General features: G+C 56.3%; 16 protein-coding genes and 1 pseudogene. 10 read left to right on the top strand and 7 right to left on the bottom strand.

The window, feature by feature from the left end; translation table 11 throughout:
- Positions 1-677: 677 nt before the first annotated feature.
- Genes EXN68_RS27025 through EXN68_RS27040 form a run of 4 tightly spaced genes read left to right on the top strand, consistent with a single transcriptional unit; the run spans position 678 to position 4504 of the window.
- Positions 678-1700 carry an ABC transporter substrate-binding protein gene (locus EXN68_RS27025; RefSeq protein WP_077768161.1) on the top strand — a complete coding sequence of 341 codons (1023 nt, stop codon included), beginning with the start codon at positions 678-680 and terminating at the stop codon, positions 1698-1700.
- Positions 1700-2782, top strand: a complete 1083-nt coding sequence (locus EXN68_RS27030; protein ID WP_077768160.1) for an ABC transporter ATP-binding protein — start codon at positions 1700-1702, stop codon at positions 2780-2782. The genes EXN68_RS27025 and EXN68_RS27030 overlap by 1 nt, the downstream gene beginning before the upstream one ends.
- A complete protein-coding gene (locus EXN68_RS27035; protein WP_012475930.1) occupies positions 2751-3662 on the top strand; it encodes an ABC transporter permease in 912 nt (303 codons plus the stop codon). Before EXN68_RS27030 ends, EXN68_RS27035 begins: the two co-directional genes overlap by 32 nt.
- Complete coding sequence (locus EXN68_RS27040) at positions 3659-4504, top strand: ABC transporter permease (protein WP_012475931.1); 846 nt, start codon at positions 3659-3661, stop codon at positions 4502-4504. The genes EXN68_RS27035 and EXN68_RS27040 overlap by 4 nt, the downstream gene beginning before the upstream one ends.
- A 157-nt stretch (positions 4505-4661) precedes the next feature.
- Here the strand turns inward: EXN68_RS27040 and EXN68_RS27045 are convergent, their stop codons facing one another.
- Positions 4662-6023: a formimidoylglutamate deiminase gene (locus EXN68_RS27045; protein WP_012475932.1), complete on the bottom strand. Its 1362-nt coding sequence runs from the start codon at positions 6021-6023 to the stop codon at positions 4662-4664.
- A gap of 114 nt (positions 6024-6137) precedes the next feature.
- Here EXN68_RS27045 and hutI point away from each other — a divergent pair, with 114 nt between their 5' ends.
- The 5 genes from hutI to EXN68_RS27070 all read left to right on the top strand — a co-directional run bounded on the left by hutI (position 6138) and on the right by EXN68_RS27070 (position 10758).
- Positions 6138-7322 (top strand): imidazolonepropionase, encoded by a 1185-nt coding sequence (gene hutI, locus EXN68_RS27050; RefSeq protein ID WP_234888143.1) that lies wholly within the window; start codon positions 6138-6140, stop codon positions 7320-7322.
- A 138-nt stretch (positions 7323-7460) separates the two neighbouring features.
- A complete protein-coding gene (hutG, locus tag EXN68_RS27055; RefSeq protein WP_077768158.1) occupies positions 7461-8261 on the top strand; it encodes an N-formylglutamate deformylase in 801 nt (266 codons plus the stop codon).
- A gap of 19 nt (positions 8262-8280) precedes the next feature.
- Positions 8281-9966: a urocanate hydratase gene (gene hutU, locus EXN68_RS27060; protein ID WP_012475935.1), complete on the top strand. Its 1686-nt coding sequence runs from the start codon at positions 8281-8283 to the stop codon at positions 9964-9966.
- A gap of 5 nt (positions 9967-9971) precedes the next feature.
- A complete protein-coding gene (locus tag EXN68_RS27065; protein ID WP_012475936.1) occupies positions 9972-10538 on the top strand; it encodes a HutD/Ves family protein in 567 nt (188 codons plus the stop codon).
- Between the two features lie 31 nt (positions 10539-10569).
- Positions 10570-10758: a hypothetical protein gene (locus EXN68_RS27070; protein ID WP_077768157.1), complete on the top strand. Its 189-nt coding sequence runs from the start codon at positions 10570-10572 to the stop codon at positions 10756-10758.
- A 53-nt stretch (positions 10759-10811) separates the two neighbouring features.
- Here the strand turns inward: EXN68_RS27070 and EXN68_RS27520 are convergent, their stop codons facing one another.
- Positions 10812-11225, bottom strand: a complete 414-nt coding sequence (locus EXN68_RS27520) for a hypothetical protein (protein WP_161596397.1) — start codon at positions 11223-11225, stop codon at positions 10812-10814.
- Between the two features lie 310 nt (positions 11226-11535).
- Here EXN68_RS27520 and EXN68_RS27085 point away from each other — a divergent pair.
- Positions 11536-11676: pseudogene (locus EXN68_RS27085) on the top strand (IS30 family transposase); the annotation flags it as partial.
- A gap of 293 nt (positions 11677-11969) precedes the next feature.
- Here EXN68_RS27085 and EXN68_RS28105 read toward each other — a convergent pair.
- From EXN68_RS28105 to EXN68_RS27525, 5 genes are all read right to left on the bottom strand, one after another.
- The gene (locus EXN68_RS28105) at positions 11970-12590 is read right to left on the bottom strand and encodes a TetR/AcrR family transcriptional regulator (RefSeq protein WP_077768155.1); all 621 of its coding nucleotides are present in this window, start codon (positions 12588-12590) and stop codon (positions 11970-11972) included.
- Positions 12591-12846: 256 nt separating this feature from the next.
- A complete protein-coding gene (locus EXN68_RS27095) occupies positions 12847-13392 on the bottom strand; it encodes an LOG family protein (RefSeq protein ID WP_077768185.1) in 546 nt (181 codons plus the stop codon).
- 94 nt (positions 13393-13486) lie between these two features.
- Positions 13487-14077, bottom strand: coding sequence for an isopentenyl-diphosphate Delta-isomerase (idi, locus tag EXN68_RS27100; protein ID WP_309546945.1), 591 nt, complete (start codon positions 14075-14077; stop codon positions 13487-13489).
- 76 nt (positions 14078-14153) lie between these two features.
- Positions 14154-14882 (bottom strand): isopentenyl transferase family protein, encoded by a 729-nt coding sequence (locus tag EXN68_RS27105; RefSeq protein ID WP_077768184.1) that lies wholly within the window; start codon positions 14880-14882, stop codon positions 14154-14156.
- 1112 nt (positions 14883-15994) lie between these two features.
- Positions 15995-16401 (bottom strand): hypothetical protein (locus EXN68_RS27525; RefSeq protein WP_161596398.1); only part of this gene is annotated, 407 nt, incomplete at its 5' end.

A 16401-nucleotide genomic window follows, 5' to 3' on the forward strand; every position in this document is an offset into this window, starting at 1 on the left:
GTCATCGTCCAGTATGGTGAAGTCACCGAAGATATTGCGACACCGGTTCTCGGTGAGATCCTGCCGGAGTATGCCGACGATATCTATAAGGTTGGTCGCGCTGTTCTGGAAAGCAACTTTGGCGACAAGAAGCCGATCATGCTCACGATCGAACTCGCATAACAAGCGTTCAGCCGGGGCGGTTTCTAACGCGAGCCGCCTCCCTTTGGCGACAAAAAATTGACTTGATTGGCTAAGCCTTTCTGTTAATATGTATAGACCAAACCGCAGGAAACATGCGGTAACAGGAGAACGGCGAAATGGCATTCTGGTTTGAATTCGACAAAATCAGTGACCTTCCGAACAATGCGGGACACAGCGTCCTGGATGACGGAAGTTCGTTCTGTTTCAGCCATGTAACCGACTTGACGACGCGTTTCTTTAGGGGCGGATTGGCGTGGCTATCTGGCATGCAACTGCCAAACATATCGCCCCGATGACGCTGAGCCTTAGCTCCTCCGAGGACAGATCCCAGCGGAAAAGAAGCGGCATTTGTATATGAGATGATGAGCCTCAAGCAACGGAGGCAAATCTCAAACCTGAAGTCAACTCAATGTTTGCGGTAGGGCACGGTGTCCGACGCAGAACGGTTTGTCTCGCGTTGCTGCGAGCCAAACCCCAACCAAGGGGAACTAACCATGAAATGGCAATTTGGGAAAGCCATCGTCGGTGGCGCAATGTTGGTCGCAGCTTGCGCGCTGAGTTCAGGAGCTCAGGCGCAACAAAAGGAGCTGATCGTCAGCGGTTTTGGCGGTGCCTATGACGAAGCAATGGCTGCGAGCGTGAAATCCTTCGAACAGGAAAACGACGTCAAGGTCACCATTGTTGCCGGGTCCGGCGCGAACAACATAGCCCGTGTCCGCAACAAGGAAGTCGACGTTATCGTTTCTGATCCGGTTTTCGCGCTTCGCATGGAAGCCGAGAAGGCGTTTGCGCCGCTCGATCCGAAGCTGGTTACCAACCTGAAGGACATTCACCCGAATGCGATCTACTCCGACGCGGTCGTCGCAGCGAATTTCGGCGCATATGTGCTCGCTTACAATCCTGCGGAGGTGAAGCCGCCGCAATCGTGGCATGATCTCGCGAAGCCGGAATACAAGGGCCGCATCGCGCTGCGCGGATTCCGGCCTGAAAATATCGATCTAATCACTCTCTTTGCGAAAGAGGCCGGCGGCGACGAGCGTCATCCCGACGCCGGCTTCGCCGAAATGGCCAAGATCGCTCAGAACATCGACGTCTGGGTGGACTCGCACGCCAACCATCTCGAACTGTATCGCAACGACCAGATCTCCATGAGCATGTGGACCGATGGCCGCATCGGCTGGGCGCGTGACACTGAAGGCGTAAAAATCCAGGGCGTCATTCCGAAGGAAGGATTTTTCCCGCTCGCCTCGACGCTTAGCGTCGTTGCCGGACGTCCGAACACCGAGTTGGCCGAGAAGCTGGTCAACCACTTACTGAGCCCCGCCTCGGGACTCAATATGGCCACTCGCCTTGGTTATTTCCCGACGAACCGCGAAGCTAAGCTGCCGCAGGAAGTCCAGGCAAAGATCATGATCACGCCAGACAACGTCAAGGATCTGAAAAGCGCCGACTGGAAGTACATCGTTTCGGTCTATGATCAATGGCAGCAGCGCTGGGAACGGGAAATTCAACGATAATGACCCAAAGTTTCGACATTGAACTGTCGCACTGCCGCAAGACGTACGGCGACATCAACGTTCTGGACGACGTCTCCCTTCAGGTCAAGAACGGTGAGTTCATCACCGTTCTCGGCCCAAGTGGTTGCGGCAAGACAACGACATTGCGTGTGATCGGGGGCTTCATCATTCCCGACAGCGGGCGTGTTTCGATCAGAGGCAGGGAGGTTACCAACCTGCCTCCCTACAAACGCAACATCGGCGTGGTCTTCCAAAACTACGCCCTGTGGCCCCACATGACTGTGGCAGAAATCCTCTCGTTCGGTCTTCGCATACGCAAGCTGCCCCGGGAAGAGATCGCGCGTCGTGTAGACCGTGCCCTCAGCATGGTGCAATTGACCGGCTTGAAGGATCGATATCCTCGTGAACTCAGTGGCGGGCAGCAGCAACGCGTCGCCATGGCACGAGCGCTTGCGATCGATCCTGAGGTGATCATTCTTGATGAGCCGCTGTCCAATCTGGATCGGCGCTTGCGGGAAGAACTCCGTATTGAATTGAAGCGACTGCAGCGGTCTCTTGGGGTGACGATGCTATTCGTCACGCACGATCAGGAGGAGGCGCTCTCCATGTCCGACCAAGTGGTGGTCATGCAATCCGGAAGGATTCAGCAAATCGCCGACCCGAGGACAGTCTATGAGCGCCCGGCGAACCGTTTTGTTGCCGGCTTTCTTGGTAGCGCAAATTTCCTGCCCGGAGAACTGGTGCAGAATTCCAAGGAGAGCAGGGCCGAAATCAAGCTCAGCAATGGCGCCGTCGTGACTGCGCATGCGCCGTCGGCCAGGGCGGTCGGAGAGAAGGTCACCGTTATTGTTCGGCCCGAGTGGCTGGTACTTGAACGGCAGGGCAGCAATCCGCCTGCAAATCAGCTCGAGGGCACGGTCGGCGATGTGATCTATGAAGGCTCTGCAATTCGATATGGGATCAAACTCACTCACGAACCTGAGGCGCCCGTTTTCCTGCAGGAACGGTCTAACGCCGATGTTTTGAAACCCGGAGACAAGGTCAGGATCAATGTCACTAACGCCGTCGTTGCCGCAGAGTGATGAACGCAGAGGACTTTGGGAGCGTGTGGTTGCGTGGTCTACCCAAGCGCCGCTGTTCCTGCCGTTCGCCTTCGTCATCTTGTTCTTTTTCGTTCCCATGTGCTGGCTCGTTGCGACGAGCATGTCCTCCCATGAGGTTGGCAGCGCGCCTGTATTTACAGGCACGCTAGAGCACTACGCGAGGTTCTGGACGGACCCCTTCTATCTCGAAACAGCGCTCTGGACGACCGTTAAGCTGTCGGTTTTGTCCACGGTGCTTGCTCTGATTATCGGGTATGTGCTGGCCTACTACATTGCCGAGCTCCCTGCTGACCGCAGAGGGTTTCTCACCAGCATGGTGGTTGTGTCCCTCTCTGTGAACATCGTTATCCGGATCTTTGGATTGAATGTTCTTCTAATGAGCGGCGGACTTATTGATAGCGCCCTGACCTTCATGGGGATGCCGAAGGTCCGCATCATGTATACCGAGCTTGGGGTTTTGATAGGGTTGGTTCAGATCGCCATCCCGTATGTCGTTTTGCCTCTTATCGGTGTCATAGCCGCGATCGACCCGGCCCTCAAAGAGGCGGCGGCAAGCGTGGGCGCCAACAAGTACAAGACCTTTTGGGCCGTAACCTTCCCGCTGTCGCTGCCCGGAGTCGTGGCGGGCACACTGATTGCGTTCACTTTGAACGCCGCAGCTTTTGCGATTCCGTCCCTCATGGGCGGCGGTCGGGTCAAAATGATGGGCATGATGGCCTACGAACAAGCCACCGTGCAGGGGAACTTCCCCTTCGCAGCGGCGATCGGCATAAGCCTGACGATTCTGAGCATCCTGATTACTGCAATCTATTTGTTTGCCATCAATCAAACATTCCGCACGGCGAGGAGAGCAGCATGAGCGCTACCACAACTGTCTCGACGGGGAAGGGCGTTTCGGCCAGGAAGGTGTGGTTGCCACTCCCCACAGGATTAGGTATTGCCGCTTTCTGCGCGTTCGTCACCGTCGTGGCGCCACTGTTTGTGGTCGCCGGCGCAGCTTTGAACGCGGAAGCCATGTTCTTTCCGCCCAAGCAATTGACGTTGCATTGGATGATTGCGGCTCTCACGGACAGAAGCTTCGTGAATGGCGCCCTCATCAGCTTTGCCGTCGCAGCAGTAGCAGCCACGGTCTCAACGATCTTCGCACTTCCGGTCGCGCTCCAATTGCGGAAAGCACCGCCCACGGTGGCGAAGGTCCTGACTTTGTCGTTCATGGGGCCGTTGCTCGTACCCTCGGTGATCTTTGCTCTGTCGTTGTATTCGGTGATGATCTACGCTTTCGGGGTGACGAACCTATTTGCGCTCGTCATCGGCCACGTGATGATCACCATGCCATACCCGGTACGAACGATCACAGCCGTTACCGAGAACCTCGACCCCGCGCTGGAGGATGCTGCAAGCAGTGTCGGCGCAAATCCGTGGCGTACGTTTGTGTCAGTAACGTTGCCGTTGATCAAACCTGGTGTGATCGCTGGCTTTCTCTTTGCTTTCATAACCTCGTGGAATGACTTCTCCATCTCGGTCTTCCTCACGCCGCGCGAACTGCAGCCACTGCCGATCAAAATCTATGAGTATCTCCTCTACCAATACAGGCCATTGATAGCCGCAGTTGCCACCTGGTCGGTGATTGGTTCGGCCATCGTCGTTCTCATAATCGACCGTCTGGTGGGGCTGAACGTCTTTACCGGTCGTCGCGGCTAGTACAGTAGATATGATCACATCTGAAATTTAATTTTAAGAAGGGGCGCTCGGCGCCCCTTTTTGCATGCCAGTTTATTCCCCGACGCCTCGAAATTACGCCAACGCAAAACAGGCGACCTTGCAAGGACAAGACCGCCAACTCGCCTCCGCGTGTCGATCAGCGGCGAACCAACTTCTGCATTGTGGTGAGGAAGCGTCGATTGATCTTGTCTCGGGCGACGTGGCGACCGGCTACCACTTGTCTGCGGCCTTGAACCCAAACGTTGTCGATCGCAACCCCATCTGCAAAGATCCAATGATCCAGGATCTCGTCATCTTCGAGATAGGGAACTTCTGTGAGATTGAGTGAAAGCATGTCGGCAGAATTGTGTACCTCAATGCCACTCTCCGCGTTCAGCGCCATGGCGCCGCCGCGGACGGCAGAGACGATAAGATTGCGACCCGTTGAGCCGCCCGGCGCTGCCAGGACGTTACGTGCTTGGAGTCGCAGTCGTTGTGAATATTCAAGTTGCCGCAGCTCTCCGTTCAGGGAAATGAGAACGTTCGAGTCGGAACCAATGCCGACACGGCCTCCTTGTTCGCAGAAAATTTGGCCTGGAAAAATACCGTCGCCAAGATTGGCCTCGGTAATCGGGCAAAGCCCAGCGATAGCGCCAGTCCGCGCCATTCTTGCCGTTTCGATTTCGGTCATATGAGTTGCGTGAATTAGGCACCAGCGCTGGTCCACAGGTGCATTGTCCAACAACCATTCAACAGGACGAGCAGAGGACCAGGCAATACAATCCGAAACTTCCTTCATCTGCTCGGCGATATGGATATGGATTGGCCCTCCGCCAGACATTGAGGTGACCGCAAGCAGTTCCTGCGGTATGACGGCTCTCAGGCTGTGTGGTGCGACACCAAGCTCGGCGCCGTCGATTTTCGCGACTAGAGATCGGCACGCAACCATTAGTCGTTCGAAGCTGTCGAGCGAATTGATAAATCGTCGTTGCCCCTCCACCGGTTCGAGTCCGCCGAAATCCGAGTGGGCGTAAAAGACAGGTAGCAGGGTCAAGTTTATTCCGGTGGCACTCGCGGCCGCTGCGACTCGTTCCGCCATTTCCGCAATGTTGGAGTAATGGTTTCCATCCGGGCTATGATGCAGGTAGTGAAACTCGCCGACACGGCTGAAACCTGCTTCAAGCATTTCCATGTAGAGCTGGGACGCAACAGCCTCGACATCGTCGGGGCTCATCGTCAAGGCGAACCGGTACATTACATTTCGCCAGCTCCAGAAGCTGTCATCTGACGGCCCGCGGGTCTCGGCCAGACCTGCCATTGCGCGCTGAAAGGCGTGGCTATGGAGATTGCCCATCGCAGGCAGAATGATTTGATGGTGTTCGTCGGATGGTGCAGGATCAGCATCGGTCGATACCGACGCGATGGTTCCGCTCTCGACCAACACCCTGACATTGTCGTGCCAGCCGCTCGGAAGAAGGGCCTTCCGTGCGAAAAGTGCTGAACTGTTCAATTCCTTCATAGCTTCCCTCTGATTTTTTGCGAAACGCAGGCAACTTTGGTGCTTGCAATTCCGTGTATTGGTATATACAAAATATCAGTAATGAAAGACAAATATAGAGCAACGGGGATCGAGATGTCAGTGGCAACGCCCGCATCCGATGAGGAAATCGTCGTTTGGAGGAACGCGCATCTGGCGACTGTCGCGGGAGATCGAGACGGCCTGGGTGTCGTAGAGGGTGGCGCGATAGTGGTCAGAGGTGACCGCATCGCATACGTCGGAACCGACGCAAATCTCCCGGCGTTGGCGAGAGGCGCGGTTCAAGTCGATTTGGAGGGCCGGTGGGTGACGCCGGCATTGATCGACTGCCATACGCACTTGGTATTCGGTGGCGACCGCGCACACGAATTCGAAATGCGACTCGCCGGTGCGTCGTGTGAGGAGATCGCACTGGCCGGTGGGGGAATTGCTTCTTCTGTAAACGCCACGAACAAATTTTCCGAGGATGAACTCGTTTTGCAAGATCTGCCTCGACTTGACGCCCTCATGGAAGAGAGACTGTCGACGGTCGAGATAAAGTCTGGCTACGGCCTCAACGTCGAAGCTGAATTGAAAATGCTGCGTGTGGCAAGGGGATTGGAGACGCTGAGACCGGTGCGCGTCGTGACCACTTATCTCGCCGCCCATGCGATCCCGTCAAGTTACAGAGGCAGGAATGGCGACTACATCAAGGATGTCGTCATCCCTGGACTCGAGCGGGGCAGGAGGGAAGGTCTCATCGATGCGGTGGATGGTTTTTGTGAAAATATCGCATTTTCGCCAGCGGAGATATCCAAGGTATTCGACAAGGCGACTGCGATAGGCCTTCCGGTAAAGTTGCACGCGGAGCAGCTATCCGATCTTGGAGGAGCAAAGCTAGCCGCGTCCTATCGAGCGCTCTCGGCAGATCATCTTGAGTGCCTCGATGAAGAAGGTGCCCAAGCGCTCGCTATGGCTGGTACGGTGGCTGTTCTTCTGCCAGGAGCATTCTATACACTCCGAGAAAAGCAGCTGCCGCCAGTGCAAGCGCTTCGCAATGCCGGCACGCCTATCGCTATCGCAACAGACTGCAATCCGGGCACTTCACCACGGACCTCGTTGCTGCTGACTATGAATATGGCAGCCACGTTGTTCGGCTTGACGGTCGACGAGTGCGTCGCTGGCGCGACAAGAGAGGCTGCACGTGCCCTTGGTCTCTTGCATGAAACTGGAACCCTCGAGGTCGGAAGGTCCGCTGATTTCGCGATCTGGAATATCGGACGGCCAGCTGAGCTGGTCTAGCGGATGGGCTTCAATCCCCTGCATGCGCGAATATTTAAGGGACGAGGACTGCGGCCGTGACTTTAAGTCATGTCCCTGGCGTTTCGAACCTGGCTGGTTCTTTCACCTCCATTCGCTAGTCGTAGAAGAGAAGAAATCATGAGTGTTTTTGAAGTTCGCCACGGCACCTCTCCGGTTATTCTAGCAATGCCCCATACCGGTACCGATGTTCCGAGCGAGATCTGGGAGCGGTTGAACGACAATGGCCGGCAGCTGATCGATACCGATTGGTATATACATAATCTGTACGATGGTCTTTTAGAGAAAGCCACAGTCGTTCGAGCGATGTTTCATCGCTACGTCATTGATGCCAACCGGGATCCGGAAGGGGCGAGTTTGTACCCTGGGCAGAACACCACTGGCCTTATCCCCAAAACGGACTTTGATGGTGAAGCCATCTGGAAATCCGGTGCGGAACCGACAGACGACGATATCGCTCAACGAGTCGCTACTTTCCACTCACCCTACCATACCGCCCTCCAATCAGAGATCGAGCGGGTGAAGGCAATTCACGGCTTGGCCATTGTCTATGACTGTCACTCAATCCGCTCGCACATTCCCTTCCTGTTCGAGGGAACGTTGCCCGACTTCAATATCGGGACCAATGACGGGCAGTCGTGTCATCCCGCAGTCGCGGCGGCCGTCGTTAACGTCGTTCGCAATGCTGATGGCTACACACGCACGTTGAACGGTCGGTTCAAGGGAGGGTGGACCACAAGGCATTACGGCACGCTCGAAAGCGGCGTCCACGCGATCCAAATGGAACTGGCGCAATCGACTCATCTTTCGGCAGAGGAACCGCCATTTTCCTATGACACCGCAAAAGCCGAGCGCATCCGCGCCCGTCTCAGGGACATTCTGACCAACCTCGAGCGCGCCGCATCCGAACTCAAGAAGTGAATATTGGGAGCCACTGACCATGACCAATCCTCGACACAATATCCGCGAAGTTCGCGCGCCACGCGGCTCGGAGCTCAACACCAAGAGCTGGATGACCGAAGCGCCGCTGCGCATGCTGATGAACAACCTCGATCCTGATGTGGCTGAAAACCCCCACGAGCTGGTGGTTTATGGCGGCATCGGCCGGGCGGCACGCACCTGGAACGACTTCGAAACGATTGCGGCGACGCTGAAGACGCTCAATGCGGATGAGACCCTGCTCGTTCAGTCGGGCAAGCCGGTCGGTGTCTTCCGGACCCACAAGGATGCGCCGCGCGTCCTGATCGCCAACTCGAACCTCGTGCCGCACTGGGCAACCTGGGACCATTTCAACGAGCTGGATAAGAAGGGCCTTGCCATGTACGGCCAGATGACGGCCGGCTCGTGGATCTATATCGGCACGCAGGGCATCGTGCAGGGCACCTACGAAACCTTCGTCGAGGCCGGCCGCCAGCATTACGGCGGCAATCTCAAAGGCAAATGGATCCTGACCGGCGGTCTCGGCGGCATGGGCGGCGCCCAGCCGCTCGCCGCCGTCATGGCAGGTGCCTGCTGCCTGGCCGTCGAAAGCGATGAGACCCGCATCGATTTCCGTCTTCGCACCCGCTATGTCGACGAGAAGGCAAGGACGCTCGACGAGGCCCTCGAGATGATCCAGCGCTGGACCAAAGCCGGCGAGGCAAAATCCGTCGGCCTGCTGGGCAATGCCGCGGAAATTTTCCCCGAGCTCGTGCGGCGTATGGAGGCCGGTGGTCCACGCCCCGACATCGTCACCGATCAGACCTCGGCCCATGATCCGCTCAACGGTTATCTGCCAATCGGCTGGACCGTTGCCCAGCACAAGGCCAAGCGCGAAAGCGACCCGAAGACCGTCGAGGCTGCCGCCCGCGCCTCGATGAAAGTCCATGTCGAAGCCATGGTTGCCTTCTGGGATGCCGGGGTGCCGACGCTCGACTACGGCAACAACATCCGCCAGGTCGCAAAGGAGGAAGGTCTTGAGAACGCCTTCGCCTTCCCGGGTTTCGTTCCGGCCTATATCCGCCCGCTCTTCTGCCGCGGCATCGGTCCGTTCCGCTGGGCCGCCCTTTCCGGCGATCCGGAGGACATCTACAAGACCGACGCCAAGGTCAAGGACCTGCTGCCCGACAACAGGCACCTGCACAACTGGCTTGACATGGCCCGCGAACGCATCGCCTTCCAGGGCCTGCCGGCTCGCATCTGCTGGGTCGGCCTCGCCGACCGTCATCGCCTGGCGCTGGCCTTCAATGAGATGGTCAAGAACGGCGAGCTTTCGGCACCCGTGGTCATCGGTCGCGACCATCTCGACTCCGGATCGGTCGCCTCGCCCAACCGCGAGACCGAAGCGATGAAGGACGGCTCTGACGCCGTCTCCGACTGGCCGCTGCTCAACGCACTGCTCAACACCGCATCGGGGGCTACCTGGGTGTCGCTACACCATGGCGGCGGCGTTGGCATGGGCTTTAGCCAGCATTCGGGCGTTGTCATCTGCGCCGACGGCTCCGACGATGCCGCCAAGCGGCTGGAGCGCGTTCTCTGGAACGACCCGGCGACCGGAGTCATGCGCCACGCCGATGCGGGCTACGAGATCGCCATCGACTGCGCCAAGGACAAAGGCCTGCGTCTGCCGGGCATTCTCGGGAACTGAAGCAAATGCGCGTTCTGCGTTCCGCGCAGTACAAGCGCACGATGTGGAAGAACGGCAAGGGAGAGACGGTGGAGATCGCCGTCTCCCCTCCGGATGCGTCGGTCGACGATTTCGACTGGCGCATCAGCACCGCGACGGTCGCTCTCGATGGGCCTTTCTCGACATTCGATGAAGTCGATCGGACGTTGAGCGTGCTGACGGGGGAGGGGATAGAACTCGCGATTGCCGGGGAGCCCGCCACCGTCTGCTCTCAGAATAGTCCGCCTTTTACCTTTCGAGCGGACGTCCCGACCACCGCTCGACTGGTGGATGGCCCTATCAGCGACCTCAATGTCATGAGCCGGAGGGGACGCTTCGGTCATCGCGTTGCGAGGTGCAGGCTTGATGGCGAATTGGAGGTCGGATCGGATGTCGCGGTGGTGTTCGTCATCGTGATGTCCGGCTGCGCGCTAAAGAATTCCGGGGAGCGACTGGAAAGCCTCGATGCCCTTCACCTGGATCGCGCCGAAAAAGTCGTTCTTCGGGCAAACGGCCCGACGACGGCGTTCGTCGTCGAGTTGCTGCCACTTTGAACGGGAAAATGAACACCCTGAGGATACCAAGTTGAACAGGCAAAATATCGAGAACAGGCAAGCCGAGGCGGTCAACCTGGTTGAGAACTACGGGCCGATTGGCATTCGTTCTGTCGCTGCCGCATGTGCAGCGAGGCCTCCTCAAAAAGAACTGGATGAGTCGTCGTCAATCGAGTTTCCAGCGGTGCGCGCCCGCTGGCTCGGTGACGGGGATGATTGAGTTTGAAGGTCGGCGATGTGGTCATGGAGTTTGTGTTGCCCGGTCCATTAGAACTAGCATGCCTTCGGTGGCTGTCTCGCGGCAAAACGCTCGCCGAAATCGCTCTGCTTCAAGGCAAAACCGTCTCTGAAATTGCGCATCATGTCGAACGCGCGCTTGCCGCGCTTAACGCAAAATCGGCACAGGAAGCACTCGCAAAAGCTCACCTTTCGAACGGCAACTGATCTGAAACAGAGGCTCGTTCGGTTGGCCTGCATCAGGAGTGTTTTCCCCTCGTAGGGCGAAACTACATGTCGACGGATTTCAATGCTGAGCTCCATGCCCGGCCGTCTATCTACTTCACCGGTCCGGCCTTCGTTGAGCATGTTGCGGTCATGCGCTCCGGTCCGATTACGCAGGATGGTGCGCGCGGCATATCCACCGACCCGTGTCACAGTGAGAATTTGCGCACGCAGGTGGAACATCATACGGAATTCGTCACCGTACGCGCGTGTCGAAAATCAGCGAGGAGGCGGCGTCCTGGCCCACTTCCAGTCTCAGCCTTTCCGAAATCGCGGCTTTAGTGGACATAAGCTCGCCGCAGCTTATCTGTCGGATCGGCATCCTGATACTGGGTACTGCCCCAAAGGAACTCGGGCCTGTGCTGTCGAGTCTCGGGTTTCGCGATACCGCAGCGTCGTCGATCGGCGGCGGTGCGGCGCAGGTGTGTTCGGATTTCCGCGTTCAGCCGGACCAAACGAGCCGCGTCCTTCTCTTCAACAAGGACCTGAACGCCTACAGAAAGGTGCGGTGGAAAATGCCAACAAGCGCATTCGCCGCTTCATGCCAGGTGATACCGATCTTGCAGCCGTCTCTCAGCGCGACCTGACCCACCTTGCCCGCCATCTCAAGGATCAACCGCGAAAATGCCTCGGATAAAAAACCCCAGCAGAAGTGTTCATGGCACATTTGCAGGAAGAGGGGTGATCCCCTACCCTAGACGCCGGCATGATGCACTTGGGTTAGCTTTTCCAAAACAATCCGTGATTTTGCATCTGGTTAAACTGGTCCAGGATGTTTAGTGACACCTGGCCCGGCCGTATACGAGCCTTCATCCGTGAGACATATCAACCACGACGTCCAAAGCTGGAAATATTAAAGGTCACCGGTGCTGAACCGCGGTATCGGAAAACGCTTGGGCGATGAGGAAAAGCGAGCGAACTCCGATTGTTTTATCCAGTGACCAAATCGGCGCGCTGGTACGAGGAAAGCATCGTTTGAACGATACGCATGCCATCGGACTTCAGGTCAAACCTCGAATCATCCTCCAGCCAGGTCTGAAACGTTCCTCGCATTGCAAACCAAAAGGTATATGCCGCAGTGTCGGAGGTCCAAGGAGCTAGTAATTCCTTTCTCGTCTCTGCGGATCCGAAAACGCTCCCTAACGTAGCCCGCACTTCCTGCTGAAACTTGCGGTCTTCATTATGGAAGGCCACTGTATCGGAGACTTTCTTATCATAGATCTGGAAAATCCGCCTGCAGTTTTCATTGTCAGCAAAGTGGTTAATGGCTGATGTGGCAAACTCGGCGACTGCCTTTAATGGCTCCTCAACCATCCCTGCGTCGTGAAGGCTGCCGAGCTTTCTTGCCTGCCAGCATAACTCATCGCGCAAGGCCAGTAGAATGTGCATTTTTTGTCCGAAATGCCACTGGATGGCGCCGGTTGTTACGGCCGCTTCGGCGGCAATTTCCTGCAAGGAGGCTTCATCGTATCCTTTTTCGATAAACACAGCCTCGGCAGAGCGTAAAATCCGCCTCCGGGTAGCTGCAGCCTCATCCGACGTCCTTCTCATGCATCGCCCCCCTGTGGCCTATCGCATCAGTCCTCTTGATGAACGTTTTTCAGCCCGACATTCCGCGAGAAACAAGAAATATGAAATCGGCTACGGTTTGCCACAGCAATTTCGTTACAAAATAAACAGAGCCAACACAGGGGGGACCAGCGCTCGTAGTGCCATCTCGCTTTTTGGACAACACGTTTCAGGTAACCTGCAAAGCGCGCAGTTAGCGTCGGAGTAGCCTAAAATCGCTCTCTTCTGAACGTAACTTTCAAGTGGCACTATCTTTTGCCATGGCAGAAATGAGCACCTCGGCGTCCTCTTCGACGAGGAGGATGTTGCGATGACTTGCTGTCAAGAATGCTTCGCCAACAATATGATCAAGAAAGGAATCTAGCCTTTTGTAAAAGCCCGCTACGTCCAGCAGTGCACAGGGCTTATTGTGGTAACCCAACTGAGCCCATGTCCATACTTCGAACAGCTCTTCGAGGGTTCCCAATCCTCCTGGTAAAGCGATAAAACCATCCGGCAGCGTCGTCATCAGCGCTTTGCGCTCGTGCATGGTCTCGACAACGCGTAGATCAGCAAGATCGGTGTGTGCGATCTCCTTCTCGGCCAGCGCGCGGGGAATGACGCCGATAACCTCTCCGCCATCGCTTCGGGCCGCGTCCGCAATAGCACCCATTAAACCAATCGAAGCGCCGCCGTACACCAATCCGATGCCCGATCTCGCCAGAGCTTTGCCAAGTTGGTTTGCTGCGCTCACATAGGCCGGATTTTGGCCGTTGCTTGAACCCGCAAAGACGCAATATCTCAAACGCTCCTCCAATTGAGAAAACGAACTTCTTGAAGGCCAGCTATTTCCCGAATTGAGAAACTCCCTACGAGCTCCACGCCCGGGAGCGGCTTAGCTAAGAAACCTTAAGTTGAACGTCAATCTTCGTTCTGGCAGCTTTTGGTAGCCGCCGCTCCTCCGCTACGGGCCATTGCGATGGGTTCGCACCAAGTGGTGCGAGCAGGTCGACTTGTGCACGACACCATGGTGACACCAACAAGCGCTCAGCCTGTACGCTTTCGAAAAACCATTGCCAATGCACCCATTCCCACGCTGACACCTCATTCAAATCGGGGTTGACGCCGGAGGTTTTGCAATGTGCAGCGAATACGGGGCACAACTCGTTTTCGGTGATCCCATTCGTCATTGAAGCGCGATAGGAAAATTCCGGCAGCACAAGACGAATGTCGTCTGCACGTATCCGCAATTCCTCGTGACCCCGGCGCTCGATAGCCTCGGTCAACGGTTCGCCAGGTTGCGGGTGTCCACAGCAACTGTTGGAAAGAACACCGGGCCAGGTGATCTTATCAGATGCCCGGCGCGTCACTAGCAGCTTGTTGTCACCGTTGAAAATGTAGACCGAAAAGGCCAAATGCAGTGGGGTATCGGAATGATGAATCTCGGATTTTGGAGCAGTGCCGGTGGCCTCCCCGAGTTCGTTGCACAATATGACCATTCAGGCGATTGATTGGCCGGTAGGGTCATCACAAATCTCTTCGTTTCGCGACGTTAACTTCCGACACTCAGTTAGCGTTTGATGCCACCCGAGGAGTGAGGCGAACGTTTCCGCCCTCCTGCCAATCAGGGAAGTCGCGCTCCTGCCACTGCGCATGATCAAAATATTCGTCGGCGATGGCCGAGATCAGCGCCTGCTGTCGCGTCAAATCGAGACGCAACAAATCGCGAATCCCGATATCATGTTCCTTGGCGAACCGGATTGCGCAGCGATACCCGTCGATGTCCTCCAGTATCGGCCGGAGCGCCTCCTGCTTCCAGAGATCCGTCAGTTCCTGCAGCAGAGATCGGCGCTCGTCCTTGACAGCAAACATTTCCGTCACCCGGCGTCTTGCTCGCGGCAGGAAAACATCTGGAGCCGCAAGACGAAGTCGCCTTACATGCCATCTAAAATCGGCTTCCCAATAAGTGTCCGTGGCCATACAGTTCAGAAGGGAAATCGAACCGCCTTCGAGGATGAGACCAGGAGAGGTCCGGCGATTCTCTACTTCTGAGATGAGCTGACGATGAGCCGCCTCTGCATCGATCACACCCTCAGCGAGTGGGCGCGAATCCAGGTAGATTCGCTCGGTGGATTGCAGTTCCGATTCCAAAGGACGTCCACTGCCGGTAGCGATTTGGGGGCAGCATTGTACCCGATCGAGCGCTATTACCGGCCAACCCGTTTCTCGGGCCACTTGTACTGCCAAGTCGGTTTTTCCGCTACAGGTGGGTCCATAGATAAGATAGATAAGCATGTGCATCTCGCTTCTTTCAAAACCAGCGGGGGTGACGCGACACGGTCTCATGATCAAGACGCTTCATTCGGCATTGGCTGCGCCGCGCGCATTGCAAAAAGAACAAACGTCGAAGTAAAAGTGCTAACGCTTTCGACGTATGATAGTATTGGTTCGTAGAATAACTTTATCAAACCGCATTCAGAATTTGCAATATGAGGGAAAACATTAAATTTGTGCTTTAATAATTTATGAGTACTGATATTTATGTCGAAATTCAAATTCCCGCCTTTGACAGTTTGGTTTCATTTGACATCAATTCGCGTGCTACGGCTCCTGGCGGCAGAGCCGCGCTTGATGAATAGGTACACGTGTGCTTTTTCCGGAATGACGGCAGCGCGGTTGTGATTGGCCAGGAGCTGGCGAATGAGCATGGAACCAGCACCGGCCTGAGTTCAGTTTAGCGTCAAGTTCAGGATTGACGGGGAGAGCTAAAAGCACATTGGCGGGCGATAGTCCGCTTTGAGGCGGCGCCAGGCAAACAGATGCAAATCGGCCGTCTGCGCGACGAACGGCCTACTGCTTTCGATGTTGACGGGATCGTTATAGCACTTTCTTTTAGAACTCCTGCTTTGCCGCCTTCGGCATAAGGGAGTTCGGATATTGACGAGTGCTTCGGCGACGACAGCAGCATCCCTGCCTGGTCGCTTTCCGTTTCGTGTCGCCGAGCGTGCGGATCGCGCGATGACATCGCCAGTGACGGCATGACCTCAAAGAACAGGCTGCCAAAGCCTAGTTTAGCCGGGCAACTCAGCAAAATACCGCCATGGTCGAGGAAAACAATGCCCCGAACCCGACGCTTGCCGGGGAAGTAGCTCGGCCTCGCAAGCTGATCAGCCGTTTCCACTTCGGCAGGCCATACGTCGGCCGGTCTCTGATGGAATTGGTCACCGAACCGGCACATCGCATCGCCGTCCGCCGGATCCCAGCAATCCTCGCCAATGCTTTCTCCGGCAACGGAACCTCAAGCAGATCTGGAAAGAGTTCCGAAAAGGTGATCGACGTTCTCGCGACAGAGAACGGATACAGGGACAGCGAGTGGAAGAGGGTGCGCGTTACGCACCCTCTTTTACTTAGAGTCCACGTCCATCCCCGCGGACGCGGATGCGCTCGTCAAAATCCCGTGTCAGCCGATCCACGTCATTTGCCGCCTTCGGCGAAGTCTGTTTTGGTGCTGCATTACTCTCTTGGACACTCTGCCTCAGACTACCTGTAGTTTCGTGCCCTTCTTTCGAGACTACATCAAGTTCTTGGGGCTTCTCGCGATTGGTTTTTATCCGATCGGGCAACCGAATGATCGAGGTCTCGCCAACGATAGTAGCTTGAACCTGGGGTATTTCGGGCGCTTCGGTGCGCTCAATCGGCTTGACCTCGCCACGTGCCGCGACAACTTCCTGGCGTTTTGCAATCCGATCGATGGCGGCTGTGTAGTCCGGCAAGGCTGGGAATTTGTCCTGGTAGAGCTCGCTGCCCGGCTTTC

It is taken from the genome of Martinezella rhizogenes, assembly GCF_007002745.1.
Taxonomy (GTDB): Bacteria; Pseudomonadota; Alphaproteobacteria; order Rhizobiales; family Rhizobiaceae; genus Agrobacterium; species Agrobacterium cucumeris.

Coding starts and splice junctions, on each gene's coding strand:
- hutI (WP_234888143.1), top strand. CDS start 6,138: ATGTCAGTGGCAACGCCCGCATCCGATGAGGAAATCGTCGTTTGGAGG.
- EXN68_RS27035 (WP_012475930.1), top strand. CDS start 2,751: ATGTCACTAACGCCGTCGTTGCCGCAGAGTGATGAACGCAGAGGACTT.
- EXN68_RS27040 (WP_012475931.1), top strand. CDS start 3,659: ATGAGCGCTACCACAACTGTCTCGACGGGGAAGGGCGTTTCGGCCAGG.
- EXN68_RS27105 (WP_077768184.1), bottom strand. CDS start 14,882: ATGCTTATCTATCTTATCTATGGACCCACCTGTAGCGGAAAAACCGAC.
- EXN68_RS27520 (WP_161596397.1), bottom strand. CDS start 11,225: ATGATGTTCCACCTGCGTGCGCAAATTCTCACTGTGACACGGGTCGGT.
- EXN68_RS27025 (WP_077768161.1), top strand. CDS start 678: ATGAAATGGCAATTTGGGAAAGCCATCGTCGGTGGCGCAATGTTGGTC.
- EXN68_RS27065 (WP_012475936.1), top strand. CDS start 9,972: ATGCGCGTTCTGCGTTCCGCGCAGTACAAGCGCACGATGTGGAAGAAC.
- EXN68_RS27045 (WP_012475932.1), bottom strand. CDS start 6,023: ATGAAGGAATTGAACAGTTCAGCACTTTTCGCACGGAAGGCCCTTCTT.
- EXN68_RS28105 (WP_077768155.1), bottom strand. CDS start 12,590: ATGAGAAGGACGTCGGATGAGGCTGCAGCTACCCGGAGGCGGATTTTA.
- hutU (WP_012475935.1), top strand. CDS start 8,281: ATGACCAATCCTCGACACAATATCCGCGAAGTTCGCGCGCCACGCGGC.
- hutG (WP_077768158.1), top strand. CDS start 7,461: ATGAGTGTTTTTGAAGTTCGCCACGGCACCTCTCCGGTTATTCTAGCA.
- EXN68_RS27030 (WP_077768160.1), top strand. CDS start 1,700: ATGACCCAAAGTTTCGACATTGAACTGTCGCACTGCCGCAAGACGTAC.